A 13,049-nucleotide genomic window follows, 5' to 3' on the forward strand; every position below is an offset into this window, starting at 1 on the left:
TTAAGTATAATAGCAAGCCGGGGATTACAGAGCAAATTCTGTGTCTACCGGCTTGACTTTATCTCTCCCATGTATTAAGTTGGTTGACAGCAGTAGTAAAATTTGGAGGTGACCCTGTTGGTAAATAAAGAACGAATTATTCATGAATTTTTGGAAATGGTTCAGGTGGACAGTGAGTCTGGTGCAGAACGTCAAATAGCTGATTTATTAAAGGATAAGCTTACAGTTCTGGGCCTTGAGGTCGTTGAAGATAACGCCGGTTCTCACATTGAAGTTGGCCAGACAACGGGGAACATTATAGGTACCTTACCAGCTAATGGAGGAAAGGGACCTCTTTTATTGTTCTCTGCTCATATGGATACAGTAAAGCCTGGTAAAGGTGTTAAACCGATAAGAGAAAAGGGGATCATTTCTTCTGCTGGTGATACGATCCTGGGTTCCGATGATAAAGCAGGAATTGCAGCCATACTAGAGGCCCTTCGTGTAATTGAAGAAAAGCAAATCAAGCACGGAGGCATTCAAGTGGTCTTCACCATAGCAGAAGAAAAGGGGTTAGTTGGGGCTAAAAGATTGGACTATGCCCTAATAAAGGCAAAACTGGGTTTTGTTTTAGACAGTGGTGGATCTCCGGGGGAGATCATTATCAAGGCACCTACCCAGTATAGCTTTAAAGCCGCGGTAAAGGGAAAAGCAGCCCATGCAGGGATTGCTCCCGAACATGGTATTAATGCGATTGTTGTTGCCTCCAATGCCATTGCAAATCTAAAGCTTGGACGTATTGACAAAGAGACAACTGCCAATATTGGGTTTATTTCTGGTGGTGTAGCCACCAATATTGTTCCTGAAAAAGTGGTTGTGGAGGGAGAAGCACGAAGTATAAACCCTGCAAAGGCAAAGGAACAAATTGATCACATGATAGAAGAATTTGAAAAAGCTGCTGCTAAATTTAGCGCCAGTGTAGATATAGAACCGGTGAAGCAATATGATAACATTGATTTGGCTGAGGATTCTTTACCAGTGCAGATTGCCCTCAGGGCTGCAGAAAATGCCCAAATAAAACCTCACTTGGGGCAGACTGGTGGTGGAAGTGATGCCAACGTCTTTAATGGCCAGGGGATTGCCTGTGCCAACCTTGGCATTGGCATGTCCAAGGTCCACACAACAGAAGAGTTTATCACCGAAGAACATTTGGTAGAAAACGCCAAGTATGTGGTGGAAATCATCAAGGTAGCCCAAGAAATAGGGGCCTAATGAATGGAATAAAAAATTCTCTAAGAGAAACTGAAAGGAAGCTAGAGAAAAAATAAAACCAGTGTGGTTTGTAGAGATTTTTCCCTTTAAGTTTAAGAATAAAGCTTTATGTAAATAATTAGGATAGAGATTTACTAATTAGTTTACATAAAGCTTAATTTAAGGAGGCCTTTGATTTGATTCGCATTCGCCGAGGTGTGGCTAAGGAGATTACCTCGCGTAGACAAGGGATTACTGAGTTTCTCGTTTCAGTGGAGGGTGAAAACCAAAGGGCCGTAAATTATGATGACCTCACTGGGCCAGTGGAAACAGGTGACGAGGTTCTTTTAAATACCACCGCTGTGTATAAAAAATTGGGCACCGGGGGTGTTCATTTTGTTATGGGAAACCTGTCTGGTTCGGGGCACGATGTTTCGCAAGAGGGACATATTATGAAACTACGCTATAGCCCTTGTCAAGTAAAGGTAATCTCGGTGGAAGAACAGGAGAGTCCCTATGCGGAGACTATGAATCAGGTGGAATCTCTGGCGGGAACCCCTGTAATTATAGGTACTCTCCATAGTATGCTGGCCCCGGTGGCTGCTGCCATAAAAAAGTTAAGCAAGGCTTCATTAAAGGTTGCTTACTTGATGACAGACGGTGCCGCTGTTCCCATAGGTTTATCTAGAATGGTTACGGAGCTTAAAAATAAGGGGCTAATTGATAAAACTATTACCTGTGGACATGCCTTTGGTGGAGATTTTGAAGCAATTAATATTTATACCGGGCTTTTAGCCTGTAGAGCGGTGGCGAAGGCCGATGTGATCCTTGTGGCCATGGGGCCTGGAATTGTTGGTAGCGGCTCCCGCTATGGTTTTACAGGAGTTGAACAGGGTGAGATCGTAAACGCAGTAAATATTCTTGGCGGCAAACCACTTACCATCCCCAGAATTAGTTTTGCAGATAACCGGGAGAGGCACCGGGGCATCAGTCATCATACACAAACAGCCCTGGGGAAAATTGCTTTAACCAAGTCCACTGTGGTATTACCAAAGTTGGCACCGGAAAAGATGGAATTGGTGTTTAAACAGTTGGAGGACAGTGGGATCAGCCAGAAGCATGATGTTGCCATTGTTGATGCTAGCCCGGCATTGGAAGCTCTGCAAGAATATAATATCAGGGTTACCACCATGGGGCGGTCCGTACAACAAGACCCGGAATTTTTCCTGGCAGCTGGAGCTGCGGGTGTTTATCTTATGGCTCACCTGGAAATGTTAGTTTAATTTGGCATTAATCAAGTTTTTTACGGTACCATACTGTCTGGCATATTGCTGAATAAGTTTACATAAATCACTCGCCTTGCAAAGGAAGTAAATTCGGTCTGAGTAAACATAAAGTTGTGACATGTTTGTCCCTCCTTATTGGTTATGGGACAGTATATGAAGAGCACTCTGACTTTATGAACCAGATTAAATAGATAATAATTGAAGGGAGTACTTTATGAAATTACTAACCCTCAGTGCCAATGCCAGTGGGGCAGCAAAGGCCGCCCAGGAGGGGATGGTGGTGATGGTGGTGGATATTATTGATATGTCCACTACCCTGGAAGCAGCCATTGATGGCGGGGCTCTGGCAGTGCTGGGAGCAAGTCCTGATACTTCGGCACCACCAGTAGCTCTTAATCCAGAGGCTATTGGTCAAAGAGCAGCTCAGCTTGCACTGGCCGCAGGAAGCAGTGTGATATTGGTGACGGAGCCTAGGGTAGGTACAGATTATGATCGGGCTAACAATGCTTCACGACTGCTGAAGGGTGTTCGACAGGGAGGGGGAGAAGTGACATCAATTATCCCTAACCTAGGTGCAGAAACACCTAAAATTTGCGACTTGGCAGGAAAAGTTGTGGTAGCGGCCACGGGGACTGGAGGGGTTGCCTACGATGCGGCCTTTACCGCCGGTGCACCTGCAGTTATCACCGGAACTGTTGCCCGAACTATGAAAAAAAAGGGATCTGCTCCGGCCAGAGCGGCTGCCCGCAGGGCCATTGAAGCAGCCACACAACATCAAACAGGGATTTGTGTGGTGGCAGCCAGTGCTAATTCCCTGGAAGATGTGCTGGCCGCAGAATATATTATGAAGATGATTGTGGAAGAAGGCTTTTTAACGCTATAAGAATACAAACCCTGGCTATGATAGCCAGGGTTTATTGATCTACCTGTACTATTTACCAGATAGATCCGCATAGATATGTACAGAAATCTCCAACAGAATGGATATGGGCGGGGTGATCCCTTGGCAAATGCATTCAAAAAACTATGCAGATCTTCCTTACGGGACAGTTGGCCAATTTATTTACTGGCTCTTATTACGTTAATGGCAGGAATTGGCTTTGGCAGCTTGGGTGTACATGCAATGCAGGATGAGACATTTGGACAGCTTACGGAATATCTGGATAACTTTATAAGTAAGGCCGGCAGCGTAATTGTAGATCGACCTCTGGTTGTAAAAAATACAATCCTTAATAATTTATTGTTTATTGGGATTATTTACTTTCTTGGGCTAACAGTGGTTGGGACCCCGGCCATTTTGGCTCTTTTATTTGCCCGGGGTTATTCTTTGGGGTTTACCTTTACTTTTCTTACCCGCCAAAGGGCAAGTGAAGGGATTGTTCTTGCTTTAACCTCTGTGGTACCGCAAAACATTCTACTTATACCGGCCATTTTTTTAGCCAGTGTGGCAGCATTATCTTTTTCATGGTTACTTATAAAAAGATTTTCCAATTCAAGATTACCTGTAATGCCGGGGTTAGTTGGCTATCATGTTTTAATGATGATTGTCTGTAGCATAGTAGCTGCTGCTGGACTGGTAGAAGCATTTATTACCCCAGATTTAATAAAGGCCGCCGCAAATTTTATAAATTCGTAAAATGTTTCATATTAAGAAAAATATAATTAACATAACTTAAATCATCAATGGACATAATATCATTGAACAAGGGGAATGCTAATTTCTTTATAAAAGCAGAACTTTTTAGGAGGGAAACGACATGTCGAAGGAGTTGACCCAGCGAGATGTGCCGTATGATCTTATTAGAAGTACAGCTTTTTCAGGCTTAGTTCCTAAGGAATTAGTTCCCTATGTCAAACCAGCTTTAGCAGAATTTAGAAACGAAATGGCTGCAGAACTGGGGATGCCGGATTATGATAAGATTGATAAAGGGGAATTACCCAGCCGCCGTAACGGTGAAGTGGGCGGGGGTATGACTAAGAAGATGGTAGCCTTTGCTGAGGCAGTATTAGCTTGGCATTATAAAAACAGGTATTTAATAACAGAATAATAACCTAACAAAATAAGGCTTCAGCCGTTACAGGTTAGGCCTTATTTTATTTAAACCAATAAATTACTTCCAGAAATAATGCAGTTAACCCAGCTGCCATCAAGGGACCAATGGGAATGCCGCCCAGAAATACTATACCGATGAGGGATCCTATCACCATACCAAAAATAAGTTGGGGATCTAATTTAAGTAATTTTAAACCCTCTCCATTCATATGAGTTGCCAGTGTGCCACCTATTAAGGCCAGTAAGCCCTGGGGAGAAAGGGTCTTCATTACTAATTCCTTGTACACAATATTATCGTGGGCCAAAGGTACCAAAACTGATAACATTAAAAATATTAGGCCAACCTCTAACCCTCGCCGTTCTAAAAGGAACATTAGACGATTTAACTTACTAAGTCGCATGACTAATAAGATGCAGCCTGCGGTAGCCAGCAACGCAGATTCTGCAAGATAACCCATTAATATAAGAGAAAGTAAAATAATATTGGCTCGTTGCATGCGTCTACCACCTCCCACCTTATTTATCCACTCTAAAAATCCTATGCCTTAGTAATCATGTCATATGCTTAAAAAATAAGAACGACCCTACAGAAAGGGTCATTCCGATTATTTGTCTATGCTCATTAAATGAGTTCGAAAAGACATTAGGTTGGCTTGCATAATATCAAATCCTCCGCGAATACTTTCGAGGGAGCGTTTAGTCTCTAAAATAAAAGTTCTTGCCTGTTCCAGATGACTCTCAAGATCTTTTTCCGAACTAAGAATCAATAAGATTAGAATTAAAAATAAAGTATAGGGACTTTGGGGGTCCAAAAAACGCGATTGCTCTTGATCCATAGGGCACCTCCCCGGCAATAGAATTTTCTAATACCAGGATATGGCTTATTTCTGCATTTTGTGATTGTCCAAAGTGTATAGTCTAAAAAATAATTCTCAAGCATATTTTGGTTTTAACATAATAGGTCATGGATTGGAGGGAAGACAATGCGGATTTTTCTTATTGCCAGGGTAAAACAAAAAATATTAAAAGCTATGAGATTTGCCCTGGTTTTAACCATACTGACTATTCTATTGGTGCAAATGGCAGGAATGTTGAAAAAGGCCGGATTCCACAGCGAGGAAAAGATCCCCAGTGGTAATCCCATGAAAGTGATGGCTCCGGTTAGCAAAGCTTGTGAGGGAGACCAAGAGCATCGGGGTTTGGAAAAGATCTTTGAGCAATTGTTAAAATATATTTATGAAAAAAATAAAAAAGGAATTATATGGATTTTGTTGAAATAGTCCCAAAGTGGACTATTTTTTATGTTAAGGAGGAGGAAAATGGAGCGCTGGTTGGACGAATTTATCCATTACCTGGCAGTTGAGAGGGGTCTTGCCCAAAATACCTTAGCCTCCTACCGAATAGACCTCAGCCAATATCTAGATCATTTAAAAAAACAGGGAGTTTCCTCTCTGACACAGGCAGATCGAAATCATATTTTATCTCATTTGTACAAGTTGCAAAAGGATGGGAAGGCACCTGCAACAATTTCTCGACATTTGGCAGCGCTAAAACATTTCTATCGTTTCCTGGTGTCAGATGGGGCAGTTTCCGAAGATTATACCGTTAGTTTAGAATCACCAAAATTGAAGCAAAGATTACCCCATGTGCTTTCCACAGAAGAAGTAGAAAATCTTTTATGCCAGCCTCAATTGTCGGACCCCGCAGGGTTAAGAGATAAAGCAATGCTGGAATTAATTTATGCCACTGGGATTCGGGTCTCAGAAATGGTTTCTCTGAATCTCCCAGATGTTGAGCTGGACATGGGTTATATAAAATGTTTTGGAAAAGGCGCCAAAGAACGAATTATACCCCTGGGTTCCGTTGCAATCAGGTACATCCGGGAATACTTGGAGAGATCCAGGGTCAAACTAACCAAGGGAAAGACCGAGCATCAGGCACTTTTTGTAAATGTACAAGGTAAAAGGTTAACCCGCCAAGGGTTTTGGAAGATCATTAAAAAATATGCAAAAGAAGGAAGAATAAATAAGCCCATAACACCCCATACCCTAAGACACTCCTTTGCCACGCACCTTTTAGAAAACGGGGCGGATCTAAGGGCTGTACAGGAAATGTTGGGACATGCAGATATATCTACCACACAAATCTATACCCATTTAACAAAATTAAGACTTAGGGAAGTCTACACAAAGGCTCATCCCAGAGCTTGATAAATTCCAAGAGGTGATCCAGTTGACTGAGAGGAAAGTACGAAGAGTTTCGTTAATCGTTTTAGATAGTGTTGGCATTGGAGAACTCCCTGATGCAGCTGATTATGGAGATAAGGGTAGTAATACACTGGCCAATGTTGCTAAAGCAGTGCAGGGATTAAATCTCCCCAACCTTGCTAAGTTGGGCTTAGGTCACATCCATCCCCTTCAGGGTGTTGAACCCATGACAAACCCTTTGGCCGCATACGGCAAAATGGCAGAGAGATCCATGGGCAAGGATACAACCACTGGTCATTGGGAACTGGCCGGCATCATTTTAGAAAAACCCTTTCGAACTTATCCCCAGGGTTTTCCTAAAGAAATCATTGATAAGTTTGAAAATAGAATTGGCCGAAAAATACTGGGGAATGTTGTGGCCTCTGGTACGCAAATTATTGAAGAATTGGGTAAGCAGCATATGGACACCGGTTGCCCCATTGTTTATACATCGGCGGATAGTGTATTTCAAATTGCTGCCCATGAGGATGTAATTCCACTGGAAGAACTTTATCGGATATGTGAAATTGCACGCCAAATGTTAGATGGTGAGCATAAGGTAGGCAGAGTTATCGCCCGACCCTTTGTGGGAAAACCCGGCTCTTTTCAACGTACTGCCAATCGCCATGACTATGCTGTACCTCCCCCGGTCCCTAATATTTTGACCATCTTGCAAGAAGCAGGGATCAAGACCATGGGAGTGGGGAAAATATATGATATTTTTGCCGGAGTAGGCATATCCGACACCATTAAAACCAAAGACAATATGGATGGTGTTGATAAAACCATTAAGTTTATGAAGGATACCCAGGAAGGATTAATTTTTGCCAATCTGGTGGAATATGATTCCCTTTATGGTCACCGTAATGACCCTGCGGGCTATGCCAGGGCACTGGAGGCCTTTGATCGCAGACTACCGGAAATTATGGAAGCCATGTTACCGGAGGAGGTCTTAATCATTACAGCGGATCACGGCTGTGATCCAACCACCACAAGTACGGATCATAGCAGGGAGTATGTACCCTTGCTTGTTTACGGAGAACCTGTTAAAGGTGGCGTAAATTTAGGAACAAGAACTTCTTTCAGTGATGTAGCTGCATCCTTGGCTGATTTCTTTGGTGTAAACCTCAAAACGGGAATAAGTTTTGTACCAGAAATACTTAATAACCCTAAGGATTAAGAAAGAAGGTACTCTGTATGCGAATGGTGGACATTATCCTGAAAAAAAGACGGGGCTTGGAACTTACCTCGGAAGAAATAGAATTTTTTATTCAGGGTTATACCAAGGGAGAAGTACCGGACTATCAAGCGGCAGCCTTTCTAATGGCAGCCTTTTTCCAGGGACTAACCCCCAGGGAAACGGGAGATTTAACTATGTCCATGGCTAGATCCGGTGATCAGGCGGACCTTTCATCGATTCCCGGCATAAAGGTCGATAAGCATAGTACAGGTGGCGTTGGGGATAAAGTTACGTTAATTCTCGGACCCTTGGTTGCGGCTGCGGGCATACCGGTGGCTAAGATGTCCGGTCGGGGCTTGGGACATACCGGAGGCACCATTGATAAACTGGAATCCATTCCAGGCTTCCAAGTAACCATGGATAACCAAAATTTTTTGCAACAGGTAAAACGAGTAAAATTGGCCGTTGTGGCCCAAACCGGTCATTTAGCTCCGGCAGATAAGAAACTCTATGCATTACGGGATGTTACGGCCACTGTGGACAGTATTCCCTTTATTGCTGCCTCGGTCATGAGTAAAAAGATAGCCGCCGGGGCGGATGCCATCGTATTGGATGTTAAGGTGGGCAGTGGTGCATTCATGAAAAACTCAGAGGATGCCTTTTCCTTAGCCAGAACTATGGTGGAAATTGGCACCAGCGTAGGGCGGCAAACGGTGGCCCTGGTTACCGACATGGATCAACCCTTGGGTTTTGCCATTGGCAATGCGTTGGAGGTAAAAGAAGCCATCGAAACCCTAAGGGGCAACGGGCCGGCTGATTTACGGGAGCTATGCATTTATCTGGGCACCGAGATGCTAAAACTGGCTGGCATAGCAGAGGATGAGTTAGTAGCCCGCAGAAAATTAGAAGAGCTCTTAAGTAATGGTGGCGCCCTCAATAAATTTAAGGAGCTTATTGAGGCCCAGGGCGGTGATCCTGAAGTTGTGGAGAATCCCGATCGATTACCGGGGGCCTCTAGTGTATATCCTGTGATATCAGATATAGAGGGATATGTAAGGGAAATACAGTCTGAGCAGGTTGGCGTCGTTGCCATGTGGCTGGGGGCTGGCAGGGCCACTAAGGAATCGGTGATCGACCTAGGTGTGGGTGTGGTCTTAAAGAAAAAGGTCGGTGATTATGTAAAGAAAGGTGAGGTTATCGCTGATTTACATGTTAATGAAAACAAGGAAATTGCCAAGGTTGCAGACCTGCTAAGGAAGGCCTATGTTTTACAAAGGGAACCAGTCGTGGCCAAGGAAATTTTACTGGGTAAGGTAACGAAGGAAAGTATATAAAGGAGTTGAGGTACATTTTTTGTACCTCTTTTTCTTTGCCAAAAACTCCCTCTGCATTTTACAGCATATTACCAGGTCAAAAGTTAACAATAATAGGAGTAATGATCAGTGACATGAAGGGGGAAAGGTAATGAAAGGGATATTAAAAATCATTGGTACAACATCGATCTGCCTGATTTTTGCTTTATCATTCAGTATAGCAATGGCCTTTGCAGAACCAGCAGATCAAGGACAGAAGGCAAAACCAAATGGTATAGGTGAAAAATCATCATCTGCCCAATTAGAAACCACTGCGGAAACGGCAGTATTGCTGGATTATAGTTCTGGTCAAGTTTTATATGACAAAGATATGCATGTTGCAAGACCTATGGCCAGTGTTACGAAATTAATGACTATGTTGCTTATTTGTGAAGCTGAATCCCAGGAAAGAATCAAAATGAGCGACAAAGTTGTAGCCAGCGAACATGCATGTAGCATGGGAGGATCCCAAATTTTCTTGGAACCTGGTGAAGAAATGACCGCAAAGGAAATGTTAATTTCCATTGCCACAGGATCAGCCAATGATGCCAGTGTAGCCATGGCGGAATTCATTGCAGGGTCCCAAGAAGCCTTTGTTTCTATGATGAATGAAAAGGCAAAGAAGATGGGCCTAAAAAATACACATTTCTCCAATCCAACCGGTTTACCCATTGAGAATCATTATACATCTGCCTATGATATGGCACAGGTTTTGAGAGAGTGTTTGCGCTATCCCCTGTTCAGAGAAGTTTCATCCATCTATGAGTATGATCTGCGTGGCGGGGATTTTAAGCTATGGAATACCAACAAGTTATTAAAATGGTATGCAGGGGCAGATGCCGGTAAGACAGGCTGGACAAATGAAGCAAGTTACTGCTTAGCTGCTTCTGCCAAACGGGATAGTTTAAGGCTGGTTTCTGTGGTATTAGGTTGTCCCATGCCGAGAACTCATTTTCAAGAAACCATTAAGATATTTAACTATGGTTTTGCTCGATACAAAGCTGTGGACATGGCAGAAGCCGGCCAGGTTGTAAAAGAAATAAAGGTTGAGAAGGGTATGATGGAGAAGGTTAAGGTAATTACCAAAGACCCCGTGGGTTTAGTCGTTCCCAAAGGACAGGAAAAAACAGTAAAAGGAACCATAAATTTGCCAGAAAAAGTGGTTGCACCTATAAAAAAGGGACAAATCATTGGTCAATACGTTGTGAGTAAAGATGGTAAGGAAGTATTAAAGGTGGACTTAATTGTAGCACAGGATATTAAGAAAGCTTCTCCGTTCAAACTTTTAAATAATATGCTGGATCGTGTGTACAGTATGGAGTAAAGTTATAGCATGAAAAGCAGTTGCAAAGATACTTAAGCGACTGCTTTTCGACATTCATTTTGGAAAAAATTAGAAGGAATAATCCTATACTAGGTAGAAAGTTGGTAAATATAACCAAATATTAGGAAGGGGAGACTGCGTAATGCATTTGGATATAGAACAGCAACAAGAAACTTTGTTGGTTCGCTTGGTCGGAGAGCTAGACCTGGGTATAGCAGATAAATTGCGTAAAGCTTTAGATAATCAGTTAATCGAAAAAAGAATAAAGTATCTTATCCTAAATATATCCCGAGTAACTTTTGTTGATAGTTCTGGACTGGGGGTCATATTGGGACGTTATAAACGTCTAGTACATATAGGAGGTAAGGTGATTCTGGTTGGAGCACAGCCCCAGGTTCGAAGAATACTAGAACTCTCAGGACTGATGCAGATTATGGAAGAATATCCCGATGAAAACTTGGCTCTGGCTAAGATAGTTTAAAGGAGTGGTATTGATGAAGTTACTAAATAGCTGCTCAATTGAATTTACCAGTATACCTGAGAATGTAGGATTTGCCCGGGTGGCCATAGCCGCCTTTGCCTCACAATTGGAATGCACACTACCAGAGCTTGAAGAAATAAAAGTAGCAGTCTCGGAAGCTGTGGGAAATTCGATCTTACATGGCTATCGAAATCAACAGGATAAAAAAGTTCTAGTAACGGCAAATATCTATAAAGAAGGATTGGAGATTCAAGTATCGGATGAGGGCGTTGGTATTGCCGATATTAATCTTGCTATGCAGCCGGCTTATTCCACAGATCCGGAAAGAATGGGCCTTGGCTTTGTATTTATGCAATCCTTCAGTGATCGTATGCAGGTGGACTCAACACCGGGAAAAGGTACTACTGTGACGATGTTTAAACAAATTGGTATGCGTGGTGCCCGGGTGCGGGCCAACTAACAAAGGCGGGATGCCCATGAGTTCCTCAAGACTCCTAGAAATGAATCTCCCCCGCTTCCCCTTGCTGGGCGATAAAGAAATGAGAGGGCTACTTAAAAAAGCTCAGTCTGGTAATAGCGAGGCTAGGGAGAGGTTGGTAAACTGTAATTTAAAACTGGTCTTTAACCTGGTGCAAAGGTTTAGCAACAGGGGATACGAATTGGAGGATTTGTTTCAAATTGGGTGTATTGGTCTGATGAAGGCCATCGATAAATTTGATTTAAGTTATGATGTTAAATTCTCTACCTACGCTGTACCCATGATTGTAGGTGAAATAAGACGTTTTCTAAGGGATGATAGTCCCGTAAAGGTAAGCCGTTCCCTTAAGGAAACAGCCTACAAAATTCAGCAAACCAGGGACCGTCTGACAGCCCGACTGGGTAGGGAACCATCCATTAATGAGATTGCCGAAGAACTTAGCTACAGCCGGGAAGAAGTTGTCAATGCTCTGGAGGCAGCACAAATGCCCACCTCTATTTACGAAACATTGCATCAGGATGACGGGGATCCGATCTATATTCTGGATCAACTTAGTGGTGAGGATGAGGGAGACGCACCATGGTTGGAAAAACTAGCAGTGAAGCAGATATTAATTCAACTTCCTGAAAGGGATCGGCAGATATTGTTGTGGAGATTTTTTGAGGATAAAACACAGTCTGAAGTAGCGTTACGCCTAGGTCTTTCACAGGTCCAAGTGTCTCGGTTGGAAAGACAAGCCCTAAGAAAACTTAAAGAATTAATGCACCAAACAGGTAGTTAAATTCGGTCCGAGTGACCGAATTTTTATTTATTATGGGTAGCCAAAGGTTCTGAATTAACTTTGTAGCAAGGCATAAAAGATGAATTAAAACACATAATACCTAATGTGAATAAGCAAAATACCTTCATTTTCCTAAAAGGCAGAAGGTGGTGTGAAATGACAACCAAATGAATTCCTTAGACCCTTTGAAGATTAAGAAAAAATATAAGGATTTAGTGATGCAGGTTAAACCAAAGCCCACTGTACTTAAAAATGGGGTTATGGCTTTTTTGGTTGGCGGCCTTGTTTGTGCCCTGGGACAAATTATCATGAATTATTTTAGTGCTCAGGGGTTAGAAGCACAGGATGTTGGCTTTGCAACATCAGCCGTATTGGTTTTTTTGGCGGCTCTCTTAACTGGCTTGGGCGTATATGATGAAATTGCCAAGTACGCAGGGGCAGGAACCATCGTACCAATTACAGGTTTTGCCAATTCAATGGTTGCTCCGGCCATGGAATATCGTGGCGAAGGAATGGTTTTCGGTGTAGGGGCAAGACTATTCACCATAGCAGGGCCTGTGCTTGTTTATGGCATTGTTTCCGCATGGCTGGTGGGTCTGGCTGCATATATTTTTTCAACTTAATTGGGGGTGTTGAAG

17 protein-coding genes are annotated in these 13,049 nt (G+C 42.9%); 14 read left to right on the forward strand and 3 right to left on the reverse strand.

Annotated elements, in window-relative coordinates; genetic code table 11:
• Positions 1 to 117 precede the first annotated feature (117 nt).
• Both DRED_RS05895 and DRED_RS05900 read left to right on the forward strand, forming a co-directional pair.
• Positions 118 to 1,251: a M20/M25/M40 family metallo-hydrolase gene (locus DRED_RS05895; protein WP_011877453.1), complete on the forward strand. Its 1,134-nt coding sequence runs from the start codon at positions 118 to 120 to the stop codon at positions 1,249 to 1,251.
• Positions 1,252 to 1,427: 176 nt separating this feature from the next.
• Positions 1,428 to 2,513 carry a DUF3866 family protein gene (locus DRED_RS05900; protein WP_011877454.1) on the forward strand — a complete coding sequence of 362 codons (1,086 nt, stop codon included), beginning with the start codon at positions 1,428 to 1,430 and terminating at the stop codon, positions 2,511 to 2,513.
• Here DRED_RS05900 and DRED_RS19515 read toward each other — a convergent pair.
• Positions 2,505 to 2,636 carry a hypothetical protein gene (locus DRED_RS19515; RefSeq protein ID WP_274376906.1) on the reverse strand — a complete coding sequence of 44 codons (132 nt, stop codon included), beginning with the start codon at positions 2,634 to 2,636 and terminating at the stop codon, positions 2,505 to 2,507. The two genes, DRED_RS05900 and DRED_RS19515, sit on opposite strands and share 9 nt — an antisense overlap.
• 94 nt (positions 2,637 to 2,730) lie before the next feature.
• On the opposite strand from DRED_RS19515, the gene DRED_RS05905 reads away from it, so the two are divergent.
• From DRED_RS05905 to DRED_RS05915, 3 genes are all read left to right on the forward strand, one after another.
• On the forward strand, positions 2,731 to 3,399 hold the full coding sequence (locus tag DRED_RS05905) for a hypothetical protein (protein ID WP_011877455.1): 669 nt from the start codon (positions 2,731 to 2,733) through the stop codon (positions 3,397 to 3,399).
• Between the two features lie 120 nt (positions 3,400 to 3,519).
• The gene (gene spoIIM, locus DRED_RS05910; protein WP_011877456.1) at positions 3,520 to 4,152 is read left to right on the forward strand and encodes a stage II sporulation protein M; all 633 of its coding nucleotides are present in this window, start codon (positions 3,520 to 3,522) and stop codon (positions 4,150 to 4,152) included.
• Positions 4,153 to 4,273: 121 nt separating this feature from the next.
• On the forward strand, positions 4,274 to 4,564 hold the full coding sequence (locus DRED_RS05915; protein ID WP_011877457.1) for an alpha/beta-type small acid-soluble spore protein: 291 nt from the start codon (positions 4,274 to 4,276) through the stop codon (positions 4,562 to 4,564).
• Between the two features lie 46 nt (positions 4,565 to 4,610).
• On the opposite strand, the gene DRED_RS05920 is transcribed toward DRED_RS05915, so the two are convergent.
• Together DRED_RS05920 and DRED_RS05925 are read right to left on the reverse strand one after the other, a co-directional pair.
• Positions 4,611 to 5,066: a DUF441 domain-containing protein gene (locus DRED_RS05920; RefSeq protein WP_011877458.1), complete on the reverse strand. Its 456-nt coding sequence runs from the start codon at positions 5,064 to 5,066 to the stop codon at positions 4,611 to 4,613.
• Positions 5,067 to 5,174: 108 nt separating this feature from the next.
• On the reverse strand, positions 5,175 to 5,405 hold the full coding sequence (locus tag DRED_RS05925; protein ID WP_041274492.1) for a hypothetical protein: 231 nt from the start codon (positions 5,403 to 5,405) through the stop codon (positions 5,175 to 5,177).
• 147 nt (positions 5,406 to 5,552) lie between these two features.
• Between DRED_RS05925 and DRED_RS19005 the strand changes: the two genes are divergently transcribed.
• The 9 genes from DRED_RS19005 to spoVAC all read left to right on the forward strand — a co-directional run bounded on the left by DRED_RS19005 (position 5,553) and on the right by spoVAC (position 13,034).
• On the forward strand, positions 5,553 to 5,849 hold the full coding sequence (locus DRED_RS19005) for a hypothetical protein (protein WP_011877459.1): 297 nt from the start codon (positions 5,553 to 5,555) through the stop codon (positions 5,847 to 5,849).
• 39 nt (positions 5,850 to 5,888) lie between these two features.
• On the forward strand, positions 5,889 to 6,779 hold the full coding sequence (xerD, locus tag DRED_RS05935) for a site-specific tyrosine recombinase XerD (RefSeq protein ID WP_011877460.1): 891 nt from the start codon (positions 5,889 to 5,891) through the stop codon (positions 6,777 to 6,779).
• Positions 6,780 to 6,801: 22 nt separating this feature from the next.
• Entirely contained in the window at positions 6,802 to 7,995 is a 1,194-nt protein-coding gene (locus DRED_RS05940) for a phosphopentomutase (RefSeq protein WP_011877461.1), read from the forward strand.
• Between the two features lie 17 nt (positions 7,996 to 8,012).
• Positions 8,013 to 9,329 (forward strand): pyrimidine-nucleoside phosphorylase, encoded by a 1,317-nt coding sequence (locus DRED_RS05945; RefSeq protein ID WP_011877462.1) that lies wholly within the window; start codon positions 8,013 to 8,015, stop codon positions 9,327 to 9,329.
• A gap of 130 nt (positions 9,330 to 9,459) precedes the next feature.
• Positions 9,460 to 10,671 carry a D-alanyl-D-alanine carboxypeptidase family protein gene (locus DRED_RS05950; RefSeq protein WP_011877463.1) on the forward strand — a complete coding sequence of 404 codons (1,212 nt, stop codon included), beginning with the start codon at positions 9,460 to 9,462 and terminating at the stop codon, positions 10,669 to 10,671.
• A 142-nt stretch (positions 10,672 to 10,813) separates the two neighbouring features.
• On the forward strand, positions 10,814 to 11,152 hold the full coding sequence (gene spoIIAA, locus DRED_RS05955) for an anti-sigma F factor antagonist (RefSeq protein ID WP_011877464.1): 339 nt from the start codon (positions 10,814 to 10,816) through the stop codon (positions 11,150 to 11,152).
• A 13-nt stretch (positions 11,153 to 11,165) separates the two neighbouring features.
• Positions 11,166 to 11,612: an anti-sigma F factor gene (gene spoIIAB, locus DRED_RS05960; RefSeq protein WP_011877465.1), complete on the forward strand. Its 447-nt coding sequence runs from the start codon at positions 11,166 to 11,168 to the stop codon at positions 11,610 to 11,612.
• A 16-nt stretch (positions 11,613 to 11,628) separates the two neighbouring features.
• Positions 11,629 to 12,411, forward strand: a complete 783-nt coding sequence (gene sigF, locus DRED_RS05965; RefSeq protein WP_011877466.1) for an RNA polymerase sporulation sigma factor SigF — start codon at positions 11,629 to 11,631, stop codon at positions 12,409 to 12,411.
• 167 nt (positions 12,412 to 12,578) lie between these two features.
• Complete coding sequence (gene spoVAC, locus DRED_RS05970; RefSeq protein ID WP_011877467.1) at positions 12,579 to 13,034, forward strand: stage V sporulation protein AC; 456 nt, start codon at positions 12,579 to 12,581, stop codon at positions 13,032 to 13,034.
• Positions 13,035 to 13,049 lie beyond the last annotated feature (15 nt).

The sequence above is a fragment of the Desulforamulus reducens MI-1 genome (assembly GCF_000016165.1).
Classification (GTDB): Bacteria; Bacillota; Desulfotomaculia; order Desulfotomaculales; family Desulfotomaculaceae; genus Desulfotomaculum; species Desulfotomaculum reducens.

Excerpts from the sequence above, each read along its gene's own strand:
- DRED_RS05950 (WP_011877463.1), top strand. The coding sequence starts at position 9,460 with ATGAAAGGGATATTAAAAATCATTGGTACAACATCGATCTGCCTGATT.
- DRED_RS19515 (WP_274376906.1), bottom strand. The coding sequence starts at position 2,636 with ATGTCACAACTTTATGTTTACTCAGACCGAATTTACTTCCTTTGCAAG.
- DRED_RS05905 (WP_011877455.1), top strand. The coding sequence starts at position 2,731 with ATGAAATTACTAACCCTCAGTGCCAATGCCAGTGGGGCAGCAAAGGCC.
- spoIIAB (WP_011877465.1), top strand. The coding sequence starts at position 11,166 with ATGAAGTTACTAAATAGCTGCTCAATTGAATTTACCAGTATACCTGAG.
- DRED_RS05920 (WP_011877458.1), bottom strand. The coding sequence starts at position 5,066 with ATGCAACGAGCCAATATTATTTTACTTTCTCTTATATTAATGGGTTAT.
- DRED_RS05925 (WP_041274492.1), bottom strand. The coding sequence starts at position 5,405 with ATGGATCAAGAGCAATCGCGTTTTTTGGACCCCCAAAGTCCCTATACT.
- xerD (WP_011877460.1), top strand. The coding sequence starts at position 5,889 with ATGGAGCGCTGGTTGGACGAATTTATCCATTACCTGGCAGTTGAGAGG.
- DRED_RS05915 (WP_011877457.1), top strand. The coding sequence starts at position 4,274 with ATGTCGAAGGAGTTGACCCAGCGAGATGTGCCGTATGATCTTATTAGA.
- spoVAC (WP_011877467.1), top strand. The coding sequence starts at position 12,579 with ATGAATTCCTTAGACCCTTTGAAGATTAAGAAAAAATATAAGGATTTA.
- DRED_RS05945 (WP_011877462.1), top strand. The coding sequence starts at position 8,013 with ATGCGAATGGTGGACATTATCCTGAAAAAAAGACGGGGCTTGGAACTT.
- spoIIAA (WP_011877464.1), top strand. The coding sequence starts at position 10,814 with ATGCATTTGGATATAGAACAGCAACAAGAAACTTTGTTGGTTCGCTTG.
- sigF (WP_011877466.1), top strand. The coding sequence starts at position 11,629 with ATGAGTTCCTCAAGACTCCTAGAAATGAATCTCCCCCGCTTCCCCTTG.
- DRED_RS19005 (WP_011877459.1), top strand. The coding sequence starts at position 5,553 with ATGCGGATTTTTCTTATTGCCAGGGTAAAACAAAAAATATTAAAAGCT.